Source organism: Enterovirga sp. CN4-39, assembly GCF_049446235.1.
GTDB lineage: Bacteria > Pseudomonadota > Alphaproteobacteria > Rhizobiales > Beijerinckiaceae > Enterovirga.
This window is the reverse complement of record NZ_JBMSEF010000018.1, coordinates 89,208-108,236: the sequence shown is the minus strand read 5'-3', so window position 1 is coordinate 108,236 and position 19,029 is coordinate 89,208. Positions and strand designations below refer to the sequence as shown.

The window sequence follows — 19,029 nt, the reverse complement described above, 5'->3', positions numbered from 1 at the left end:
CTACGCCCTTCCGCGCGCCGGCGACCTGCCGGCCTTCGAGGTGCTGACGCATTCGACGCCCTGCGAGCACAACCCCCTGAAGGCTAAGGGATGCGCCGAGGTCGGCTCCGTCGGATTGCCGCCCGCCATCGTCGGCGCGCTTCTCGACGCGCTCGCGGAATGCGGCGTCGATGCCATCGAGATGCCCGCGACCCCTGACGCAGTCTGGCGCGCCATCCAGCGCGGATCCTTCGTGCGCTGATATGGCAGAGGGTAGCGCGGCGGCTGCGGAAGGAGCTAACTTTGATGCTGTCCTCCCGCTTTCGTGCTACCCCTGATTGACAGCGCAGCCACGCTTTGCAAGCTAGGCGCCGCTAGCATATCAGACACTTGCCTCGGAGGCGGGGAATGACCAGGGTGCAGACGTATCTAGAAGACGCCGTCCTCTGCGCGGCTGAGCGGCTCGAACGCGGTTCGCTCGACCGCCGGCGCGTTCTTCAGCTCGGGGCGCTGCTGGGCCTCGCCGGGGTCGGCAGCGCCGGGTCCGCGCAGGCTGCCGCCAAGGAGATCGTCTTCGCCATGTGGGGCGGCGACGCCGAGAACGCGTACCGCAAGGCCTGGTGCGAGCCCTACACGAAGAAGTCCGGCATTCCGGTGGTCCTCGATGGCAGCGGGCCGAGCCCGGGGCGCGCTCGCGCCATGGTGCAGTCGAAGAACGTCACCTGGGACATCCTGGACGGCGGCGTCGGCACCCAGGCCTCGCTGGGCAAGCTCGGCGTGCTGGAAGAGATCGACTACTCGGTCTTCGACCGCGCCAAGACGCTGCCCGGCCTCGACTACAAGTGGGGCGCCTCGGTGTTCCTGTACGGGTCGGTCCTCGCCTACGACACCAAGGCGCTCGGCGGAAAGCAGCCCGAGAGCTGGGCCGACTTCTTCGACGTCAAGAAGTTCCCCGGCAAGCGCGTCATGTACAAGTACATGGCGGGCGCGCTCGAGGCGGCGCTCCTCGCCGATGGCGTTCCGCTCGACAAGCTCTATCCGCTCGACGTCGATCGCGGCCTCGAGAAGATCAAGTCCATCAAGGAGCACCTCGTGCTCTGGGATACGGGCGCCAGCAGCCAGCAGGTCTTCCGCGACGGCGAGGTCGTCATGGGCCAGATCTGGCACACCCGCGCCAACCTGCTCGAGCAGGAGACCAAGGGGCGCGTGAAGTACACCTTCAACGGCGGCCTCCTGCATCCCGGCGTCATGTCGGTGATGAAGGACAACCCGGCCGGCAAGAAACTCGCCATGGAATTCCTGGCCTCCATGCAGGATCCAGCCGGACAGATCGAGCTGCTGAAGCTGCTCGGCAACGGGCCCGCGAACCCGGCCGCCGAGGGTCAGTACGATCCCGCGCTTGCGGCCCGGAACCCGGCCCATCCCGACAACAGGAAGCTGATGGTGGTGCAGAACGGCGACTGGTACGCCGAGAACATCATCCCGGTAAGCAAGCGCTTCCTGGACACCGTCGCCTCCTGAGAGAGCGTCACCGCATGCAGGTCTTCGCTGATACGATCATCGAGAACGGCAAGGTTGCCGCGATGGTCGAGGAGGGGCGCTTCGACGAGGCGCTCGCCATCAAGGACGGCCGCATCGCGGCCGTCGGGACGGCGAGCGAGATCGCCCTCTGGGCAGGTCCGGAGACCGTGCGCATCGACGCGGGCGGCCGGACCGTCCTTCCCGGCTTCGTCGAATGCCACGTGCATGCGGATCTCTACGGCGCCCGCATCCATCGCTGGGCGGATTTCAGCTACCCGAAGGTGAGGTCGAAGGACGAGGTCCTGTCGATCATCGCCGAACGCGCGGCCACACTCCCGGCCGATGCCTGGTGTGCAGGCTTCCGCTACGACGACAACAAGCTGGGCGGCTATCCGACGCGCGAGGAACTCGACCAGGCGGGCGGCGGGCGGCCCGTCTTCGTGTTCCGCACCGATTGCCATCTCGGCGTGGCCAGCAGCGAGGCGCTGCGGCGCGCGAAGCTCGGGGGCGACTATCCGGACCCGCCCTTCGGCCGCACGGATCGTCATCCGGGGACGGGCGAGCCGACCGGGCTGCTACGCGAGAATGCCGCCTATGCGGTGATCGACGAGATCATGCGCGACTATACGGCGGACGACTTCGCGGCCGGCCTCGGAACCGTCTTCGCGGAATTCCTGAGCTACGGGATTACGTCCCTCCACAACTCGCTCACCACCTCCCACGGCATCCGCGCCTATCAGACGCTCCGGCGCGAGGGGCGGCTCCCGATGCGCATCGGCGTCATCGTCAGCGGCAAGGAAGACGGGCTCGTCGAGTCCGTCATTCGCAGCGGCATCCGCTCGGGCTTCGGGGACGAATGGGTTCGCATCGTCGGCGTGGAGTGGTGCCCCGATTGCAGCACCAGCGGCCGCACCGCCGCCTATTACGAGCCGTATATCGGCAAGCCGATCGTCGGCGAGCCCGAGAACAACACGGGCATGCTCCTCTATAGCCCCGAGGATTTCACCCGGCGCGTGACCGAGGCGACCGCCGCGGGCCTCACGGTCTGCGCCGATGGCGTCGGCGACCGCGGCGTGGATTTCGTGCTCGACGCGTTCGAGGCGGCGCTCGCCGCCCACCCGTCACAGGATCACCGCATGCGGGTGGAGCACAGCTGCTGCGTGCCGCCGGCGATCCGCGAGCGCATGAAGCGGCTCGGGGTCATCCCGACCTCCGCGACGGGGTTCATGTACGATCTCGGCGAGGCATACATCGCCAATCGCGGCGCTGCCGCCATGAAGGACATGTTCCCGCACCGGAGCTGGAAGGAACTCGGCGTGATCGCGCCGGGGCATTCCGATGCCCCGATCTGCCATCCGAACCCGATGCGCGGCATCTACTCGCTCGTGACCCGGCGCACGGATCGGGGAGGGGACCTGGATGGATCCGAAGCCGTCGGCGTCTGGGATGCCCTCCGGGCCTACACGTATGACGGCGCCTATGCCGGTCGCGAGGAGCATCTCAAGGGCACCCTCGAACCCGGGAAGCTCGCCGACATCGCCATTCTCGATGCGGACGTCTTCACGGTGGATGAAGAGCGGATTCCCGAGATCGCTTCCTGGATGACCCTCGTGGACGGCAAGGTCGTCCACGGAGCCGCCTGAGCGGCGTAGCTGGAAAGCGGGACCGTGCTGCAGAGAATGGATTCGACGACGAGGCTCGGCGTCGCGCTGGTCGCGCCCGCCGTGCTGCTGATCGTCGTCCTCTACAATCTCCCGCTCCTGCGCATCCTGGGCCTGAGCGTGACGGAGGCGCCGGGCTTCGTCGAGAACTACCGCCAGCTCTTCGTGTCCGATGTGATCCATCGGGTGCTCCTGGCCACGATCCGCATCTGCACCCTCACGACGGTGATCACGCTCGTCGTGGCCTACGCCACCGCGGCGGCGCTGACGCTCGCATCGGAGCGCGCGCGGCGCGTCATGATCGTGCTCGTGCTGCTGCCTCTCTGGCTTTCGGTGCTCGTCCGGGCATTCGCCTGGGTGACGATCCTGCGCGGCAACGGCGTCCTGAACTCCGCACTGCTGTCGGCGGGCGTGGTCGACGCGCCCCTGCAGCTCGTCCGCAACGAGATCGGCGTCGTGATCGGCATGGTGCACTACATGCTGCCCTTTGCCATATTCCCGCTCTGGGCGAGCATGAAGTCCATCGACCCGCGCCTCTTCCAGGCCGCGCGCGCCTTCGGGGCTTCTCCGGTCACGATCTTCCGGCGTGTGTTCTTTCCGCTCAGCCTGCCCGGCCTCTACAGCGCCCTGCTCATCACCCTGGTCTTCTCGCTGGGCTTCTACGTCACGCCCGCGATCCTGGGCGGTGGCCGCGTTCTGATGGTGGCGGAATATGTCCGTGTGCTCGTCCACGAATCCATCGAGTGGGGCACCGCCACGATGCTGGCCACGATGCTGCTGCTGACGGTGGTGGCCGCGCTGGCGACGCTCGGACGCGTGGCCGATCTCGGCAGCATGCTCGGGCAGCGAACCCGATGAGCCGCACCATTTCAGGCGGATTCGCCCGCGCGCTGGTCCTGCTGGTCGGATGGGCCGCGATCATCTTCCTGATCGCCCCGATCCTGGTCGTGCTGCCCGTCTCGGTGACGCCCGAGACATATCTTTCGCTGCCGACGGATTCGATCTCGTTCCGCCACTACGCGAAGCTCGTGCAGGACCCGCGCTGGTCCGGCGGCATCGTGACGAGCTTCGGCATCGCCGTCCTGACGGCGCTCTGCTCCACCGTCCTGGGGACCCTCTGCGCGACCGGCCTGTGGCGCCTGAGCCCGTCCGTCGCGGGGGTGATCCGCTCGCTGATCCTGTGGCCGCTGATCGTGCCGCCGGTCGTGCACGCCCTGGCCTTCTACCGGACCTGGATCGACCTCGGCTGGATCGACACACCGATCGGCGTCGTCGTCGCCCACACGCTCATCGCCACGCCGCTCGTCGTCATCACGGTCTCGACGTCGCTCGCCGGGGTGGACCGGCGCATCGAGGATGCCGCGCGCAGCCTCGGCGCGTCACCGCTCCTCGCGCTCCGCCGCGTCGTCCTGCCGAGCATCTGGCCGGGAGTCCTCTCCGGAGCCGCCTTCGCGTTCGTCACCTCATGGGACGAGGTGGTCGTCGCCCTATTCATCACCGGCAGAAAGGTGAGCACCTTGCCGCTCGTGATCTGGAGCAGCCTCACCGAGCGGGTCGATCCCGCGGTCGCGGCAGCATCGAGCATCATGATCGGCCTCACGCTGCTGCTTCTGCTCGTGCGCCTCTGGCGCCCTGCGGCGAGCGCTGAGCGCGCAACGACATGACCAAGACAGATACTGAGGCGCGGCTTCTCGAGATCGAGGGCCTCTCCAAGCGCTACGGCAATTCCTCCGCCCTGTCGGATGTGTCGCTGGCCGTCTCGCGCGGGGAATTCGTCACCTTTCTCGGACCGTCCGGCTCGGGCAAGACGACGCTCCTGATGGCCATCGCCGGCTTCGTGTCGCCGAGCGCCGGCACGATCCGCCTCGAGGGGCGGGACATCGCGCGGCTGCCGCCCGAGAAGCGCGAGCTGGGCGTCGTCTTCCAAGGCTACGCGCTGTTTCCGCACATGACGGTGTTCGGGAACGTCGCCTTCCCGCTCGAGGTGAAGCAGTTCCCGAAGGCGGAGATCCGGGCGAAGGTTGCGGCCGTTCTGGAGCTGGTCGGTCTCGCCGCCTTCGCGGACCGGAAGCCGGCGCAGCTCTCGGGCGGCCAGCAGCAGCGTGTCGCGCTGGCGCGTGCGCTGGTGTTCGACCCCGCGATCGTGCTCCTGGACGAGCCGCTGAGCGCGCTGGACAGGCTCCTGCGCGTGCAGTTGCAGGACGAGCTGAAGCGCCTGCACCGGAAGCTCGGCCGCACCTTCCTGAACGTCACGCACGATCAGGATGAGGCGCTGTCGCTCTCGACCGTGATCGCCGTGATGAACCGCGGACGCATCGTCCAGCTCGGCTCGCCGACCGAGATCTACGAGCGGCCCGCGACCGCCTTCGTGGCGAGCTTCGTCGGGCGCAGCAACGTGGTCGAGGCGACGGTGAGCGCGAATGCCGGCGGCGCGGCGCTGCTCACGGCGGGAGGCGAGACCTTCGCGGCGTCCGGCATCGAAGCCGCTGCGGGCGAGCGGGTGATGCTGAGCCTCCGCCCCGAGAAACTCGCGCTCGCACCCCGCACCGCGGCATTTCCCAACGGCGTGTCCGCGAAGATCCTGGACGTGACCTATCACGGCGCGTCCGTGCATATCCTGGCCGATACGCCGCTCGGCGAGATACGCATCGAGCAGCCGACGGGCAGCGGGCATGACGGCTTCCAGCCGGATGACGCAGCCCGTCTCGTCTTCCCGGATCATGTGCCCCGGGCGGTGAAACGGGACGACATCGCATGACGAACGGGACGAGCACCGCCGATGTCGTGATCGCCGACCTCGAGGCGGCGGGGATCGACGTCGCATTCGGCATCCCCGGCGTCCACACGCTCGACCTCTACCGCTCGATCGCGCGCTCCGGCCTGCGCCACGTCACGCCGCGCCATGAGCAGGGCGCAGCCTTCATGGCTGACGGCTACGCGCGGGCCAGCGGACGGGCGGCGCTCTGCGTCTTGATCAGCGGACCAGGCCTGATGAACGCCGCGACCGCGATCGGGCAGGCCTATTCCGACAGCGTCCCGATGGTGGTGCTCGCGAGCGTCAACGAGCGCCGCCATCTCGGGCTGGGGCGCGGCGAACTGCACGAGATGCGGGACCAGGCGCAGGCGCTCGGCGGCATCGTCTCGTCCAACCTCCGGATCCTCGACCCGGTCTCCGCGAGCCGGGCCGTCGCGCTGAGCGTCGGCAGGATCCAGGCCGGGCGTCCGCGTCCGGTCTATCTCGAGTTGCCGCTCGACGTGGGGGCGGCACCCGCCGCGCCGAGGTCCGCCCCGATGGCGCGGCTCCGCCCCTGCGGGAGCGACACCCAGGCGCTCGAGGACGCGGCCCGCCTCCTGGCGGAGGCAGAGCGGCCGCTCCTGATCGTGGGCGGCGGCGCCGCGGGTGCATCGGAGGAGATCCGGCAGCTCGTCGATCTCCTCGGGCTCCCCGTCCTGGCGAGCATCGCCGGGAAGGGCATCGTGCCCGACGACGGCCCGTATTCGCTGGGGGCGCGGCTCGGCACCGAGGCCGGGCGGGACCTGCTCCGCCGGAGCGACGTCGTGCTGGCGCTCGGCACGGAACTCGCCGTTCCGGATCACTGGGCCGACACGCTGCCGATCGGGGGCAAGCTGATCCGGGTGGATCTCGACCCGGACATGCTCTCGGACGAGCGTTTCGACACGCTGCCCGTCCTCGGCGATGTCCGCCCCGCGGTGGAGTATCTCCTCGGCGCGCTGGCGGGCCGTGGCAAGGCCGCCTGGGCGGGCGACGTCGCGGCGCTGCGGCGGCGCTCCGACGCCGGCCTCCTGGAGCGCCGCGCGCCGCATCTGGCGATGCTGGCGGCGCTGCGGCAGGCCTTGCCCGACGAATCCCTCGTCGTCACCGACATGACGCAGATCGCCTATGCCGGGAACCAGGCCTTTCCGGCCCGGCGGCCTCGGAGCTGGATCCATCCGGTCGGATTCGGCACGCTCGGCTACGCCCTGCCGGCCGCGATCGGCGCCAAGCTCGCCCGGCCGGACATCCCCGTCGTGGCGCTTGCGGGCGATTACGGCTTCGGCTTCACCGGACAGGAGCTCGGGACGGCGGCGGACCTTCGCCTGCCGCTGCCCGTGCTCGTCTGGAACAATGCCGCCCTGGGCCAGATCGCGCAGGATATGGACCGCCAGGGCATCGAGCGGATCGGGGTCGAGATCACGCCTCCGCGCTTCGACCACCTGGCCGCCGCCTACGGCGCGGGCTTTGCGCGCGTGACTGAACCGGCCGGGCTCGGGGACGCCCTCGCCGCGGCCTTTGCGGCCGATGGGCCGACCGTGATCGAGATCGTTGCGGAGGATGGCATCCGGTCCAGCCCCGATGCCTCCGCACGAAGCTGAAAGGAAGAAGATGGCGACCAACTCAGAGCTGCTCTCCCGGCGCGAGCAGGCCGTGGTGCGAGGGATCGGCCATGTGACGCCGATCTCGGCCGACCGGGCGCAGAATGCCGAGGTCTGGGATGTCGAGGGCCGGCGCTATGTCGATTTCGCCGGCGGCATCGCGGTCCTGAACACGGGGCACCGCCATCCGAAGGTGCTGCAGGCCGTCCGCGAGCAGATGGACCGCTTCACGCACACCTGCTTCCAGGTGCTGATGTACGAGCCCTATATCGAGCTCGCCGAGAAGCTGAACGCGCTCGCGCCGATCGACGGGCCGCTTAAGACCGCCCTGTTCACGACGGGCGCGGAAGCGACCGAGAACGCCGTGAAGATGGCGCGGGCCGCTACCGGCCGCAGCGGCGTCATCGCGTTCACGGGGTCGTTCCACGGCCGCACGGCGCTCGCCTCGGCCCTGACCGGGAAGGTCGTGCCCTACAAGAAGGGCCTCGGACCCGTGGTGCCCGAAATCTGGCACGTGCCGTTCCCCGCTGGTCCGGATTCGGTGTCGGTCGACGAGGCGCTGAAGTTCCTCGGCTACATCTTCAAGGCGGATGTCGATCCCGCACGGATCGCGGCCATCATCATCGAGCCCGTGCAGGGCGAGGGCGGCTTCCACCAGGCGCCGCCCGAGCTGATGCGGGCAATCCGCCGGATCTGCGACGAGCACGGCATCGTCTTCATCGCGGACGAGGTGCAGACCGGGTTCGGCCGCACGGCGAAGATGTTCGCCATGGAGCACTACGACGTGCAGCCGGACATGATCTGCGTGGCGAAGAGCCTCGCAGGCGGCTTCCCGCTCTCGGGCGTGATCGGCCGGGCCTCCCTCATGGACGCCGCTGCGCCGGGCGGCATCGGCGGCACCTATGCCGGCAACCCGCTCGCCTGCGCGGCCGCGCTCGCCGTCATCTCGGTCTTCGAGGAGGAAAACCTCATCGAGCGCTCGCGCCAGCTCGGCGAGAAGCTGATGGCTCGCCTGCAGGCCCTGCCGCGCCGGAACGACATCGTTCCCGTCGACAACGTCCGCGGCCTGGGCGCCATGGTCGCCTTCGACATCGTGCGCGAGCGCGGGGCGAGCGAGCCGGATGCGGAGATGACCAAGCGTGTCGTCCAGCGCGCCTACGAGAACGGGCTCATCCTCCTGTCCTGCGGCACGAACGCGAACACGATCCGGATCCTCGTGCCGCTCACGGTCGAGGACGACATCCTGGTCGAGGGCCTCGGAAAGCTCGAGGCAGCGCTCTCGACGGACGTCGCATAGGCGGCGCCCGCAAGGCATCGTGGAGTTCGCCATCGCGGTCTGACGGCCGCGATGGCGCATTGGTGAAAGCGACACCGTGCCCTCCGCTTGGCCCGAAGGGGGACGGTCGCTCACCCGCGGGTAGCCGGGGCGAAGATCGGGCTTGAATCGTCGCGCGCGCTGTTCCACCACGCGGTCGCCTTTCGGAAGCGGAAACCGGCCATCGAGGCCGAACGCGCGTCCGTAAGCGCGAGGTCGATGGCGGCTTTCGCCTCCAGCTTTCTCGGAAGGTGATCCATGCCGCGGGTTCGATCTGGCTGTTCGGCGCGCATTCGCCTGCCCGCATGTTTCACGATCGCCGGGCGCGGGCTCTGCCTCCCCGGCGTAGCGTAGCGGCGTGGCAATGTCCGATCCCCGCGGCGGCCGGCTTCGCCGCCATGTGGGCGATGCCGCTCCCGGCCTGCTCCTCTGCATCGGCCTTACCGGGGCGGCGCTCCTGATCGAGCGGATCGAGGCTGCGCTCCTCGGCTTCCCCTTCGTCGATGCGCTCGTGATCGCGCTGCTGCTGGGTGTCGCCGTTCGGACCTTCTGGGTCCCTGGCCGGGCCTGGGTGGGCGGTATCCGGCTGAGCGGCGGGCTCATCCTCGAGATCGCCGTCGCGCTGCTCGGGGCGTCCGTGAGCCTGACGGCGATCCTCGCATCGGGCGGTCCGCTGCTGATCGGCGTGGTCGCCACGGTGGTGGTGGCCTTCGCGATCAGCTTCCTGGTCGGCCGCGCCATGGGGCTGAGTTCGACCGTATCGATCCTGGTGGCGAGCGGAAACTCGATCTGCGGCAATTCCGCGATCGTGGCGGTGGCTCCCGTCATCGGGGCAAGTGCCCGGGATATCGCGGGCTCGATCGCCTTCACGGCGGTGCTGGGCGTGCTCGTCGTGCTGGGCCTGCCGCTCCTGGTCCCCCTGCTTCGATTGTCGGACGCGCAATACGGCACCATCGCGGGCCTCACGGTTTATGCCGTGCCGCAGGTCCTGGCCGCGACCCTGCCCGTCGGGCTCGGCGCCGCGCAGATCGCCACGATCGTGAAGATGACGCGGGTGCTGATGCTGACGCCGCTCCTGCTCGTGCTCTCGATCCTGCACAACCGGCCCGAGGGAGGGGCACATGGCGCGCCGAAGCTGCAGCTGTCGCGCCTCGTTCCCTGGTTCATCCTCGCCTTCGTGGCGCTTGCAGCTATCCGGTCGGCCGGATGGCTGCCCGATGCGGTGGTCCCCCCGGCGACGAGCGCTGCCAAGATCCTGACCATCGTCGCCATGGCGGCCCTTGGCCTGGGCGTCGACGTGAAGACGATGCGGGAAATCGGCGGCCCGATCTCGGCCTGCGTGGTGATCTCCCTCGTGGCGCTGGTCCTGATCAGTATCGCGGTGACCTGGCTGGTCGGGATCGACTGAACGGGGTCGAGGCGCGCTCAGGCCAGCGGAGCGAGCCCGCCCCGCGCGCCCGGCCGCGTGCGGCCCTTCCACCAGCGCACCAGCCGGACGGACTTGAGCTCCAGCCAGAGTGCCGCGCGGCCGACCGGTCCACGGAGGAACGGCACATCCTGTGCGATGAGGAGCAGTCCCAGAGGCAGGAACTCGATTCCCACCACGGGCAGGAACCAGAAGAAGCTCGACACGATGAAGACGAGCCCGAGCGGGATGCGCCACCAGCGCGAACTCGGCTGACGTACCCGACCGATGATCCGGCCGAGCCAGGCGGGCACATGCCGGACCAGGACGTCGAATGCGCGGTCGAGATCCTGTTTTCCATTGCGGCGCTGCATCCGGATGAAACCCGAACCCGCTGATCGGGTTTCGCAAATGGTCGCGCTTCGTTGCCGGCCGGGAGGACCGACGGCCAGGCTCCCGGGCGGTCCCGCCTCAAGGAGCACATGGCTCAGCTCTTCACTCATCGAGCCACCGTGCGCTTCAGGGCTGCGATCGCCCTTGTTCTGGCCGGCGGGCTTGGCCTTGCGGCGCTCCTGTTCTTCTGGGCGCGGTCGGATGCCGCCTGGAACGTCGGCAAGCCCGCCAGGCAGCCGATCCCGTTCCAGCACAGCCTGCATGCCGGCACGCTCGGGATCGATTGCCGCTACTGCCATTCCACGGTCGAGCGCGCCGCCGCGGCCGGCATGCCGACCGCCTCGACCTGCCTGACCTGCCATTCCGAGATCTGGCAGGGCGCGAGCCTTCTCGAACCCGTCCGCACGAGCGCCGCGCTCGACGTGCCGATCCCGTGGGTGTCGCTGCACCGGCTGCCGGCGCATGCCTATTTCCACCACGGGATCCACGTCCAGAAGGGCGTCGCCTGCGAGACCTGCCACGGCCGGGTCGACCAGATGGCCGAGACGGTGAAGACGCAGACGCTGTCCATGGGCTGGTGCCTGGACTGCCACCGCGATCCGGCCGACCGGATCCGGCCGCAGGGCGCGGTGTTCTCGATGGGCTGGGGCCCGCACGACAAAGGCGCCCCGGAGGAGGTCAGGGCCTTCTACCTCGAGGCGCGAAGCCGGCTCACGGATTGCTCGACATGCCACCGATGACGGAGGGCGCCGGCCGGCAACGCGGCCTCGACGAACTGGCGGACGCGCCCGAGGGCCGCCGGCTCGTCGCGCAGGTCTTCCCCGATGTGGCGCAGGCCGGGCCGGTGGATCGGCGCACCCTGCTGCAACTCGTCGCCGCCTCGGTGGCGGCGCTGGGGCTGTCCGGCTGCGACGACAACCGGGAGGAATCCGGCCGGGCGGCGCTCCTCTCGCAGCCGCGCCGGACGCCGGGTCTCGCTCCGGGCGAGCCGGTGCAGTTCGCCACCACGCTGGAGCGCGACGGCTACGGAACGGGCGTGCTCGCAACCGCCGTCGACGGCCGGACGATCAGGATCGACGGCAATCCGCTCCATCCGGCGAGTCTCGGCGCCGCGGATGTCTTTGCGCAGGCGGAGATCCTGGCCCTCTACGACCCGGACCGGTCGCGAATTCCGGTCGAGACGGGAGAGCCGCGCAACGCGGCGCAGGTGCAGGCGGAACTGGCACGCTGGCGCGAGGCGCTTCTCGCCGCCTCCGGTCGCGGCACGGCCGTTCTGGTCGAGCCGAGCGCCTCCCCGACGTACGGCCGGCTCCTCGGCGAACTCCGCAGCCGCTTTCCGCAGATCGGCCTCTTCGCCCATGCCCCGCTGGTGCGGGACGAGGCCGCGCGCGGGGCCGAACTGGCCTTCGGGCGGGCCGCAGATGTCGTCTACGATCTCGCTGCAGCGGACGCAGTTCTGGCCGTGGGCGGCGACCTCTTCGCCGCGGGCCCGGGTCGTCTGCGCTACGCGATGGATTGGTCCGCGCGCCGCAGGGTGACCGGCCGGCCGCTGCCGCGGCTGTTTGCCGTCGAGACGACGCCGAGCCTCGTCGGCGCTCGCGCTGACCAGCGGGTCGCCCTTCGGCCGAGCGAAATCGGCCCGTTCCTCCGCGCCATCATCTCTGGGCTGAACGGAGACACCTCGCCCGATGCTCACCCGGCCGCCGCCGGAATCGCCGACGCCTTGCGCGAGGCCGGGCCTGCGGGGCTGGTGACGGTCGGGCCGGAGCAGCCGTCCGAGATTCACGCGCTGGCGCATGGGATCAACATGCGGCTCGGCAGCTTCGGGCGGAGCGTGCGGGCGATCGCGCCCGTGCTTCCCCGCGACCTCGGCTCGATCGGCGAACTCGCCCAGGCGATCGACGCCGGACGCGTGACGCGTCTGGCGATCCTCGGCGGCAACCCGGCCTATGACGCACCGGCGGATATCGACTTTGTGGGGAAGCTCGCCCGGGTGCCTAACACCCTTCATCTCGGCCTTGCCCGGGACGAAACGGCCGCCCTGTGCCGCTGGCATCTGCCGGCCGCGCATGCGCTGGAGAGCTTTGGCGATGCGCGTGCCTTCGACGGCACGGTGTCGTTCCGCCAGCCCACGATGCGGCGGGACGGCTTCTGCCTCTCTCCAGAGGACGTGCTCGGTGCGTTCATCGGCGATGGGCTCGGCGAGCGCGAGCGGGTCGCGGCAACCTGGCGGGAGAGCTGGGGCTCCGATTTCGAGCGCCGGTTCGAGGCGGCGCTCGGGGCCGGGATCGTGGAGGGAAGCGCGGCGGAACCTGTCGAGGTCCAGCTCGCCCCCGGCTGGGACCGGGCGGGGGAGCAATCGAGGCAGGCGGCGATCGAGATCGTCTTCGCGCCGGATCCATCGCTCCATGACGGGCGCTACGCCAATAACGGCTGGCTCCAGGAGCTCCCGAAGCCGCTCACCAAGCAGGTCTGGGGCAATGCCGCCCTGGTCGGACCCGAGACGGCCAGAAGCATGGGTCTGGAGAGGGGCGACCGCATCGACGTGACGGTCGCGGGACGGAGGCTGCAATGTCCCGTCTGGCCGCTCCGCGGCCATGCCGAGGGCGCCGTCACGCTGCCGCTCGGCTATGGCCGGCGCGACGCAGGCCGCGTCGGGATTGATGTCGGTTTCGATGCGTATCGCGTCCGAGGATCACAGGATCCCTGGATCGCGAGCGGGACGGTCTTCAAGGCCGCGGGGCGGGACGAACTCATCACGACCCAGCACCATGCCGCGATGGCGGGCCGGCAGATCGTGCGGATTGTCGAGGATCGCGGGGCGGACCTGCAAGACCGCCCGCCCGATGCATCGCTCTACCCGGCCTGGCCTCCCGGCCGGCATGCCTGGGGCATGGCGATCGACCTCGATTCCTGCATCGGCTGCAATGCCTGCATGGTCGCCTGCCAGTCGGAGAACAACATCCCGGTGGTCGGGCCCGAGGACGCCGCCAAGGGCCGGGAGATGCACTGGCTCCGCGTCGACCGCTACGAGGCGGAGGAGGGTGCTGGATATGAAACGGCCTTCCAGCCGGTACCCTGCATGCATTGCGAGAACGCGCCCTGCGAGGTCGTCTGCCCGGTCAACGCCACCGTCCATTCGACGGAGGGGCTGAACGAGATGGTCTACAACCGCTGCATCGGCACGCGGACCTGCTCGAACAACTGTCCCTACAAGGTTCGCCGCTTCAATTTCAGCGACCCCCGGGAAGGCCCCTATGCTGTACCCGAGGCTGCGGCGAACCCGCAGGTCACCATCCGCAGCCGCGGCGTGATGGAGAAGTGCACCTTCTGCGTCCAGCGCATCGCCGCGACCCGCATCGCCGCCAGGATGGAGGACCGCCCGATCCGCGACGGCGAGATCACTACGGCCTGCGCGAGCGTCTGCCCGACGCGGGCGATCGTGTTCGGCGACCTCGCCGACCCGGAGAGCGCCGTGGCGCGGGCGCAGGCGAGCGGGCGCAACTACGCCCTGCTCGGCGAGCTCAACACGCGTCCCCGCACCACCTATCTGGCCCGCGTGGTTCCGGGCGGGGAGGGGCCGTGAGCGAGGAGGCCGTCACCGCCCCGGCCGCGAAGCGCATCGCGGACAAGCCGCTCTCGCCGGGCTTCGGGCCGCTCTGGCGCCTGTCGCTGGGACTGTCCGGCCTGATGGTTCTGACGCTCGCCGTGACGCTCGGCGCCTCCTGGCTGCGCGGCGTCGGCGTGTGGGGCGTGAACATCCCCTTCGTCTGGGGCTTCGACCTCATCAACTACGCCTGGTGGATCGGCGTCGCGAACGGCGCTTCGCTCTTCGCCGCCATCCTCGTGCTCCGCCGGCACGACCTGCGCACCGCCGTGAACCGCTTCGCGGAGGGTGCGGCCCTGATGGCGGTCGCCTGCGCGGCCATGTTCCCGATCATCCATCTCGGGCGGCCCTGGCTGTTCTACTGGACCTTTCCGTATCCCGCGACCTTCGAGGTCTGGCCGCAATTCCGCTCGACGCTCACCTGGGATTTCTGGGCGATCTCGACCCACGTCATCATCACCTCGCTCCTCTGGTATGTCGGGCTGATCCCGGATCTCGCGACCCTGCGCGACCGCGCGCGCTCCGTCAGGGCGGCGCGGGTCTACGGCATCCTGGCGCTCGGCTGGCGCTTCTCGCTCCGGCAATGGGCCTATCACCAGGTCGCGTACCGGATCGCCGCGATCCTCGTCCTGCCGCTCATCCTCGTGATGCAGTCGACGGTCGCGTTCGAATTCGCTTCGACCCTCGTGCCCGGCTGGCACGACACGCGGCTGCCGCTCCAGTTCGTGGCCTCCGGCCTCACCCAGGGGCTCGCGACGGTCCTCCTCGTCGCGGCGATCCTGCGCCGGTCGCTGGATCTCGGCTTCGTCATCGACGACGAGGACATGGACCTTCTCGGCAAGCTCGTCCTGGGGAGCGGGCTCGTGGCGGGCTACCTGTTCCTCGACGAGATCCTGGCGGCGCTCATGGCCGAGCCGGTCCGCCGCGAGGCCATGCTCAACCGCTGGACGGGCCCATATGCGGGCTACGCGATCGCGGCGACACTGCTGATGGTGCTCGTGCCCCAACTCCTTTGGCGGCGCTCGTGGCGCATCGGCCTTCTCGTCCCGGTTCTCGCCGGCATCGGCGTGAATGCGGGCGTGTGGTGCGACCGGTTCTCGCTGCTGATCGGCGGGCTGCAGAAGGACTACCTGCCCTCGACGTGGCGAAGCTATACGCCGACCCTCGTCGAGACGGGGCTCCTCGCCGGCACGATCGGGCTCTTTGCCGCGCTGCTGCTCCTGTTCGCGCGCTTCCTGCCGGTCGTCTCCATGTTCGAGGCGCGGCACGACGAGCATATGGAGCGCGCGTGATGGCGGCGCCGCTCCACGGCCTCATCGCGGAATTCACCGACCACGAGGCCCTGATGCGCGCCGTGGAAGCGACCCGGAAGGCGGGCTATGCGAGGCTCGACGTCTATGCGCCGTTCCCGATGCGGGATCTCGCTCGCTCGCTCGGCTACCACCCGCGCGTCCTGCCCTGGATCGCGGTTCTCGCCGGCGCATTCGGGGCGGCGCTGCAATACTTCCTCCAATACTGGATGAACGCCGTCGACTACCCGATCAATGTCGGCGGGCGGCCGCTCCATGCCTGGCCGGCCTTCATCCCGGCGACCATCATCGTGGCGATCCTGTGGGCCGGCGCCGCGACCCTGATCGGCATGCTGGTCATCCTGCGCCTGCCTCGGCTGGACCACCCGGTCTTCGCCGTGCCGGGCTTCGAACGCGCCTCGCAGGACCGATTCTTCCTCGTGATCCGGTGCGAGGACCCGCTCTTCGATGCGGCCGCGACCGGCCGCTTCCTCGCCGCGCTCGAGCCCCGGCGTGTGGCGGAGGTGGAAGCGTGAGGGCGCTGCTCGCCTCGGCTCTCGTCGCCCTGGTCGCGGCTTCCTGCGACAGCGGCACGGAAGAACGGCCGGAGAACGCTGCGACGCGCGCCGTCATGCGGCCCTCCGGCACCCTGCCGGAAGGCTCCGTGCCGCGCCCCTTCCCGGGCGCCTCGACGGAGAGGCCGGCCGTGACGCCCGGCCTGCTGGCGCGAGGCGCGGAGGCCTACGCCGCGTTCTGCACGCCCTGCCATGGCCCTGCCGGCCGTGGCGACGGGCCGGTCGTCCGGCGCGGCTTCCCGGCCCCGCTCCCCTTCGCGAAACTGGACGAGGCGGCGCGCTCCCCGAACCGGATCGTGGACGTCATTCGCCATGGACACGGCAGGATGCGGCCGATGGCCGAGCAGGTCGGGAATGCGGATTCCTGGGCCATCGCCGAGCATGTCTCGCGCCTGGGGAATGCACCATGAGCGAGACCGACCAGGGGCGGGCGGGCCCGGTCTCCTGGACGCGAGTCGCGATCATCGTCGCCTGCGGGGCGGCGGCCTCGGCCCTGGGTTTCCTGCTCCCGTCCGGACCGGCCGTCGAGGCCTGGTATCTCGCCTTCGTGGTCGGAAGCGGCCTCGCGGTCGGGAGCCTCGGCGTGCTGATGCTCGGCCACATCCTCGGCGAACACTGGCTCGATCCGGTACGGTCCGAGGCCGAGGCGGCGGCCCGGACCGTCCCGCTTCTCGCCCTCTTCGCCCTGCCGCTCTCGGTCCGGCTGCCGGAGCTCTATCCCTGGCTCGCCGACCCTGGCGCGACGGGAATGAGCGGGCTCCGCCAGGCCGTGCTGCGGCCCGACATGATCCTCCTCCGCTCGGCCCTCTACCTCGCGGTCTGGTCCGCGCTCGCCTACTGGATCACGGGGACGCGCCACCCCTGGCGCGCCAGCGCCATCGGCCTTGCGCTTGTCGCGGTCACGGCGACCGCCGCCGCCGGCGACTGGATCATGGCGCGCGAGCCGCGCTGGCAATCCGGCCTGTTCCCCTGGGCCTTCGTGCTGACGCAACTCCTCGCCGCGCTCGCAGGCGGCATCTTTCTGTCGCTGCTGCGCGGCGAGAGCCCGGCGGGCCACCGCATGGTGAGCCTCGAACGCGCGCTCGTGACCCTGATGCTGCTGGCGATCTGGACCTGGTTCGCGCAGTTCCTGATCGTGTGGCTGGCGAACCTTCCCGGCGAGGCCGCCTGGTATCTCCGGCGTTCCGGCTCCTGGCTCCTCGCGCTCGAGGCCGCGCTCGCCGCCCTCGGCCTCGCCCTCGTGCTGCTGATCCCCATCGGGGTCGGGCACCGGACGATGATCGCCGGAAGCGCCCTCGGCCTCCTGGCCTATGGCCTCAAGATGCTGTGGCTCCTGCGTCCCGCTGCCCCGGACCCGGCGCTCACCTTCTGGGACCTCCTCGTCCCGCCCGGCCTTGCGATCCTCTGGGCCGCCTGGTTCGCGGCCGCCCATCGCCGCCGCCCGACCTTCCACAGCGAGCGGCACGCAGGCGAGGAGGCCAGCGCGCCGCCTCTCAGCTCAGGAAAGCCGACACAATGATCGCGTTGATGATGTCGATGAAGAAGCCGCAGACGAGCGGAACGATGATGAAGGCGCGGGGTGCGGGACCGTATTGCTGAGTCACCGCTGCCATGTTGGCGATAGCCGTCGCCGTCGAACCCAGCGTGATGCCGCCGAAACCCGCCGAGACCACCGCGGCCTCGTAGTCGCGGCCCATGGCCGGAAACACGACCAGGATCACGTAGGCGATCGTGAGGCCGACCTGCAGCGCAAGCACGGTGGCGATGAACAGGAACGCGCCGTGAAGTTCCCAGAGCTGCAGCCCCATCAGGGCCATGGTGAGAAAAATGCCCAGCGCGAGGTCCGAGAGCAGGGCGAGCCCCTGGCCGATGCCCGGCCAGGCGCGATTGAGGGCCTGGCCGACCGCAATCGGGGTGAGGTTCCGCAGCAGGATACCTGCCAGCAGGCAGCTCACGAAAGTCGGCAGGGTCACGCCAGTCGTCTCGATGAGGCGGTGGAGCCCAACGCCCAGCATCAGCGTGAGGTTGAGCGCCAGAACGGCCCAGAGCACCGAGATATAGTCCAGCGGCACGTACCGTCGCGCGTTCGGCGCCCCGATCTCCAGCGCGGCATCGCTCGCCGATTTCAGGTGCCGACGCTTGATGAGGAAGGCTGCGATCGGACCGCCGATGACGCAGGCGGCGACGAGACCGACCGTGTTGGCCGCCACCCCGATCTCGAGCGCGTTGGCGATCCCGTGGTCCCGCACGAAGATCGGCGCCCAGGCAAGAGTCGTCCCGACCCCTCCCGTGAGCGAGATGGAGCCGGCCATAAGCCCGGCCTTGGGGTCGAGCCCGAACAGCGAGGCGACACCCATTCCGGTGAGGTTCTGCGCGAGGATGAAGACGGTCGCGAGCAGAACGAGGATGCCGAGGGGCTTTCCGCCGCGCAGCAGGGAGCGGATGTCCGAGTTGAGGCCGATCCCTCCGAAGAAGATGAGGAGCAGAAAGTCCCGAACCCCGAGGCTGAACAGGATCTTCGTTCCCGAGAGGGCATAGATCAGGCCGACGACCGCCGCGCACAGGATCCCGCCCGCGACGGGCTCGGGTATCGAGTACCGCTGCAGGAGCGGCAGCTTCATGACCAGCGCCTTGCCGCAGAGAAGCAGCACAACGGCGAGGTTGAAGGACAGAAAGGCGTCGATCCGGATCAAGGCGGCATTCTCGGGCGGGCGCTACCCTCGAGAGCCTCGAGGATTTCTGGGTCGCGAGCGGCGCGGCGTTGCAGTCTTGCAGGCTCCCTCGCGTGCCCCGCACCCGCTTTCAAGTAAGGGCCCGCCCGCATGTCCCAAGCCCGCTGACGCATCGCCGCCAGCATCTTGGCCGTTGTCCAAAGCGATCAAGCAGGCGCTCGTCTCGGACGAGCATGGG

The 19,029-nt window shown here is 69.7% G+C and carries 18 protein-coding genes; 15 read left to right on the top strand and 3 right to left on the bottom strand.

What is annotated here, in order from left to right; all coding sequences use genetic code 11:
- From ACO2SS_RS23360 to gabT, 8 genes are all read left to right on the top strand, one after another.
- Window positions 1–241, top strand: a 241-nt coding sequence (locus ACO2SS_RS23360) for a hypothetical protein (RefSeq protein WP_423280245.1), incomplete at its 5' end; no start/stop codon positions are given.
- 146 nt (window positions 242–387) lie between these two features.
- Window positions 388–1,500, top strand: a complete 1,113-nt coding sequence (locus tag ACO2SS_RS23355) for an ABC transporter substrate-binding protein (RefSeq protein ID WP_423280244.1) — start codon at window positions 388–390, stop codon at window positions 1,498–1,500.
- A gap of 14 nt (window positions 1,501–1,514) precedes the next feature.
- A complete protein-coding gene (locus ACO2SS_RS23350) occupies window positions 1,515–3,143 on the top strand; it encodes an amidohydrolase (protein WP_423280243.1) in 1,629 nt (542 codons plus the stop codon).
- Window positions 3,144–3,167: 24 nt separating this feature from the next.
- Window positions 3,168–4,019 carry an ABC transporter permease gene (locus ACO2SS_RS23345; RefSeq protein ID WP_423280242.1) on the top strand — a complete coding sequence of 284 codons (852 nt, stop codon included), beginning with the start codon at window positions 3,168–3,170 and terminating at the stop codon, window positions 4,017–4,019.
- Window positions 4,016–4,825, top strand: a complete 810-nt coding sequence (locus tag ACO2SS_RS23340) for an ABC transporter permease (protein WP_423280241.1) — start codon at window positions 4,016–4,018, stop codon at window positions 4,823–4,825. Before ACO2SS_RS23345 ends, ACO2SS_RS23340 begins: the two co-directional genes overlap by 4 nt.
- Window positions 4,822–5,919 (top strand): ABC transporter ATP-binding protein, encoded by a 1,098-nt coding sequence (locus ACO2SS_RS23335; protein WP_423280240.1) that lies wholly within the window; start codon window positions 4,822–4,824, stop codon window positions 5,917–5,919. The genes ACO2SS_RS23340 and ACO2SS_RS23335 overlap by 4 nt, the downstream gene beginning before the upstream one ends.
- Complete coding sequence (locus tag ACO2SS_RS23330; RefSeq protein ID WP_423280239.1) at window positions 5,916–7,535, top strand: 5-guanidino-2-oxopentanoate decarboxylase; 1,620 nt, start codon at window positions 5,916–5,918, stop codon at window positions 7,533–7,535. The genes ACO2SS_RS23335 and ACO2SS_RS23330 overlap by 4 nt, the downstream gene beginning before the upstream one ends.
- Window positions 7,536–7,545: 10 nt before the next feature.
- On the top strand, window positions 7,546–8,832 hold the full coding sequence (gabT, locus tag ACO2SS_RS23325; protein WP_423280238.1) for a 4-aminobutyrate--2-oxoglutarate transaminase: 1,287 nt from the start codon (window positions 7,546–7,548) through the stop codon (window positions 8,830–8,832).
- A 110-nt stretch (window positions 8,833–8,942) separates the two neighbouring features.
- Here the strand turns inward: gabT and ACO2SS_RS23320 are convergent, their stop codons facing one another.
- Window positions 8,943–9,110 (bottom strand): hypothetical protein, encoded by a 168-nt coding sequence (locus ACO2SS_RS23320; protein ID WP_423280237.1) that lies wholly within the window; start codon window positions 9,108–9,110, stop codon window positions 8,943–8,945.
- A gap of 104 nt (window positions 9,111–9,214) precedes the next feature.
- On the opposite strand from ACO2SS_RS23320, the gene ACO2SS_RS23315 reads away from it, so the two are divergent.
- Window positions 9,215–10,258: a YeiH family protein gene (locus ACO2SS_RS23315; RefSeq protein WP_423280236.1), complete on the top strand. Its 1,044-nt coding sequence runs from the start codon at window positions 9,215–9,217 to the stop codon at window positions 10,256–10,258.
- Between the two features lie 17 nt (window positions 10,259–10,275).
- Here the strand turns inward: ACO2SS_RS23315 and ACO2SS_RS23310 are convergent, their stop codons facing one another.
- Window positions 10,276–10,629 carry a hypothetical protein gene (locus ACO2SS_RS23310; RefSeq protein ID WP_423280235.1) on the bottom strand — a complete coding sequence of 118 codons (354 nt, stop codon included), beginning with the start codon at window positions 10,627–10,629 and terminating at the stop codon, window positions 10,276–10,278.
- Between the two features lie 108 nt (window positions 10,630–10,737).
- Here ACO2SS_RS23310 and ACO2SS_RS23305 point away from each other — a divergent pair, with 108 nt between their 5' ends.
- From ACO2SS_RS23305 to ACO2SS_RS23280, 6 genes are read left to right on the top strand one after another with little or no spacing between them, the layout of a single operon-like run.
- A complete protein-coding gene (locus tag ACO2SS_RS23305) occupies window positions 10,738–11,388 on the top strand; it encodes a cytochrome c3 family protein (RefSeq protein WP_423280234.1) in 651 nt (216 codons plus the stop codon).
- On the top strand, window positions 11,376–14,234 hold the full coding sequence (locus ACO2SS_RS23300; protein ID WP_423280233.1) for a Fe-S-cluster-containing hydrogenase: 2,859 nt from the start codon (window positions 11,376–11,378) through the stop codon (window positions 14,232–14,234). Before ACO2SS_RS23305 ends, ACO2SS_RS23300 begins: the two co-directional genes overlap by 13 nt.
- The gene (gene nrfD, locus ACO2SS_RS23295; protein ID WP_423280232.1) at window positions 14,231–15,547 is read left to right on the top strand and encodes an NrfD/PsrC family molybdoenzyme membrane anchor subunit; all 1,317 of its coding nucleotides are present in this window, start codon (window positions 14,231–14,233) and stop codon (window positions 15,545–15,547) included. Before ACO2SS_RS23300 ends, nrfD begins: the two co-directional genes overlap by 4 nt.
- Window positions 15,547–16,080: a DUF3341 domain-containing protein gene (locus ACO2SS_RS23290; protein ID WP_423280231.1), complete on the top strand. Its 534-nt coding sequence runs from the start codon at window positions 15,547–15,549 to the stop codon at window positions 16,078–16,080. The genes nrfD and ACO2SS_RS23290 overlap by 1 nt, the downstream gene beginning before the upstream one ends.
- Window positions 16,077–16,529, top strand: coding sequence for a c-type cytochrome (locus ACO2SS_RS23285; protein ID WP_423280230.1), 453 nt, complete (start codon window positions 16,077–16,079; stop codon window positions 16,527–16,529). Before ACO2SS_RS23290 ends, ACO2SS_RS23285 begins: the two co-directional genes overlap by 4 nt.
- A complete protein-coding gene (locus tag ACO2SS_RS23280; RefSeq protein WP_423280229.1) occupies window positions 16,526–17,638 on the top strand; it encodes a hypothetical protein in 1,113 nt (370 codons plus the stop codon). Before ACO2SS_RS23285 ends, ACO2SS_RS23280 begins: the two co-directional genes overlap by 4 nt.
- On the opposite strand, the gene gltS is transcribed toward ACO2SS_RS23280, so the two are convergent.
- Window positions 17,613–18,812 carry a sodium/glutamate symporter gene (gene gltS, locus ACO2SS_RS23275; protein WP_423280228.1) on the bottom strand — a complete coding sequence of 400 codons (1,200 nt, stop codon included), beginning with the start codon at window positions 18,810–18,812 and terminating at the stop codon, window positions 17,613–17,615. The genes ACO2SS_RS23280 and gltS overlap by 26 nt on opposite strands.
- Window positions 18,813–19,029: the final 217 nt, after the last annotated feature.

Bases quoted from the DNA above. Each gene is read 5' to 3' on its own strand.
- ACO2SS_RS23335 (WP_423280240.1), top strand. From the start codon at position 4,822: ATGACCAAGACAGATACTGAGGCGCGGCTTCTCGAGATCGAGGGCCTC.
- ACO2SS_RS23355 (WP_423280244.1), top strand. From the start codon at position 388: ATGACCAGGGTGCAGACGTATCTAGAAGACGCCGTCCTCTGCGCGGCT.
- ACO2SS_RS23350 (WP_423280243.1), top strand. From the start codon at position 1,515: ATGCAGGTCTTCGCTGATACGATCATCGAGAACGGCAAGGTTGCCGCG.
- gabT (WP_423280238.1), top strand. From the start codon at position 7,546: ATGGCGACCAACTCAGAGCTGCTCTCCCGGCGCGAGCAGGCCGTGGTG.
- ACO2SS_RS23340 (WP_423280241.1), top strand. From the start codon at position 4,016: ATGAGCCGCACCATTTCAGGCGGATTCGCCCGCGCGCTGGTCCTGCTG.
- ACO2SS_RS23315 (WP_423280236.1), top strand. From the start codon at position 9,215: ATGTCCGATCCCCGCGGCGGCCGGCTTCGCCGCCATGTGGGCGATGCC.
- ACO2SS_RS23320 (WP_423280237.1), bottom strand. From the start codon at position 9,110: ATGGATCACCTTCCGAGAAAGCTGGAGGCGAAAGCCGCCATCGACCTC.
- ACO2SS_RS23290 (WP_423280231.1), top strand. From the start codon at position 15,547: ATGGCGGCGCCGCTCCACGGCCTCATCGCGGAATTCACCGACCACGAG.
- ACO2SS_RS23300 (WP_423280233.1), top strand. From the start codon at position 11,376: ATGCCACCGATGACGGAGGGCGCCGGCCGGCAACGCGGCCTCGACGAA.
- ACO2SS_RS23330 (WP_423280239.1), top strand. From the start codon at position 5,916: ATGACGAACGGGACGAGCACCGCCGATGTCGTGATCGCCGACCTCGAG.
- ACO2SS_RS23310 (WP_423280235.1), bottom strand. From the start codon at position 10,629: ATGCAGCGCCGCAATGGAAAACAGGATCTCGACCGCGCATTCGACGTC.
- ACO2SS_RS23280 (WP_423280229.1), top strand. From the start codon at position 16,526: ATGAGCGAGACCGACCAGGGGCGGGCGGGCCCGGTCTCCTGGACGCGA.
- ACO2SS_RS23305 (WP_423280234.1), top strand. From the start codon at position 10,738: ATGGCTCAGCTCTTCACTCATCGAGCCACCGTGCGCTTCAGGGCTGCG.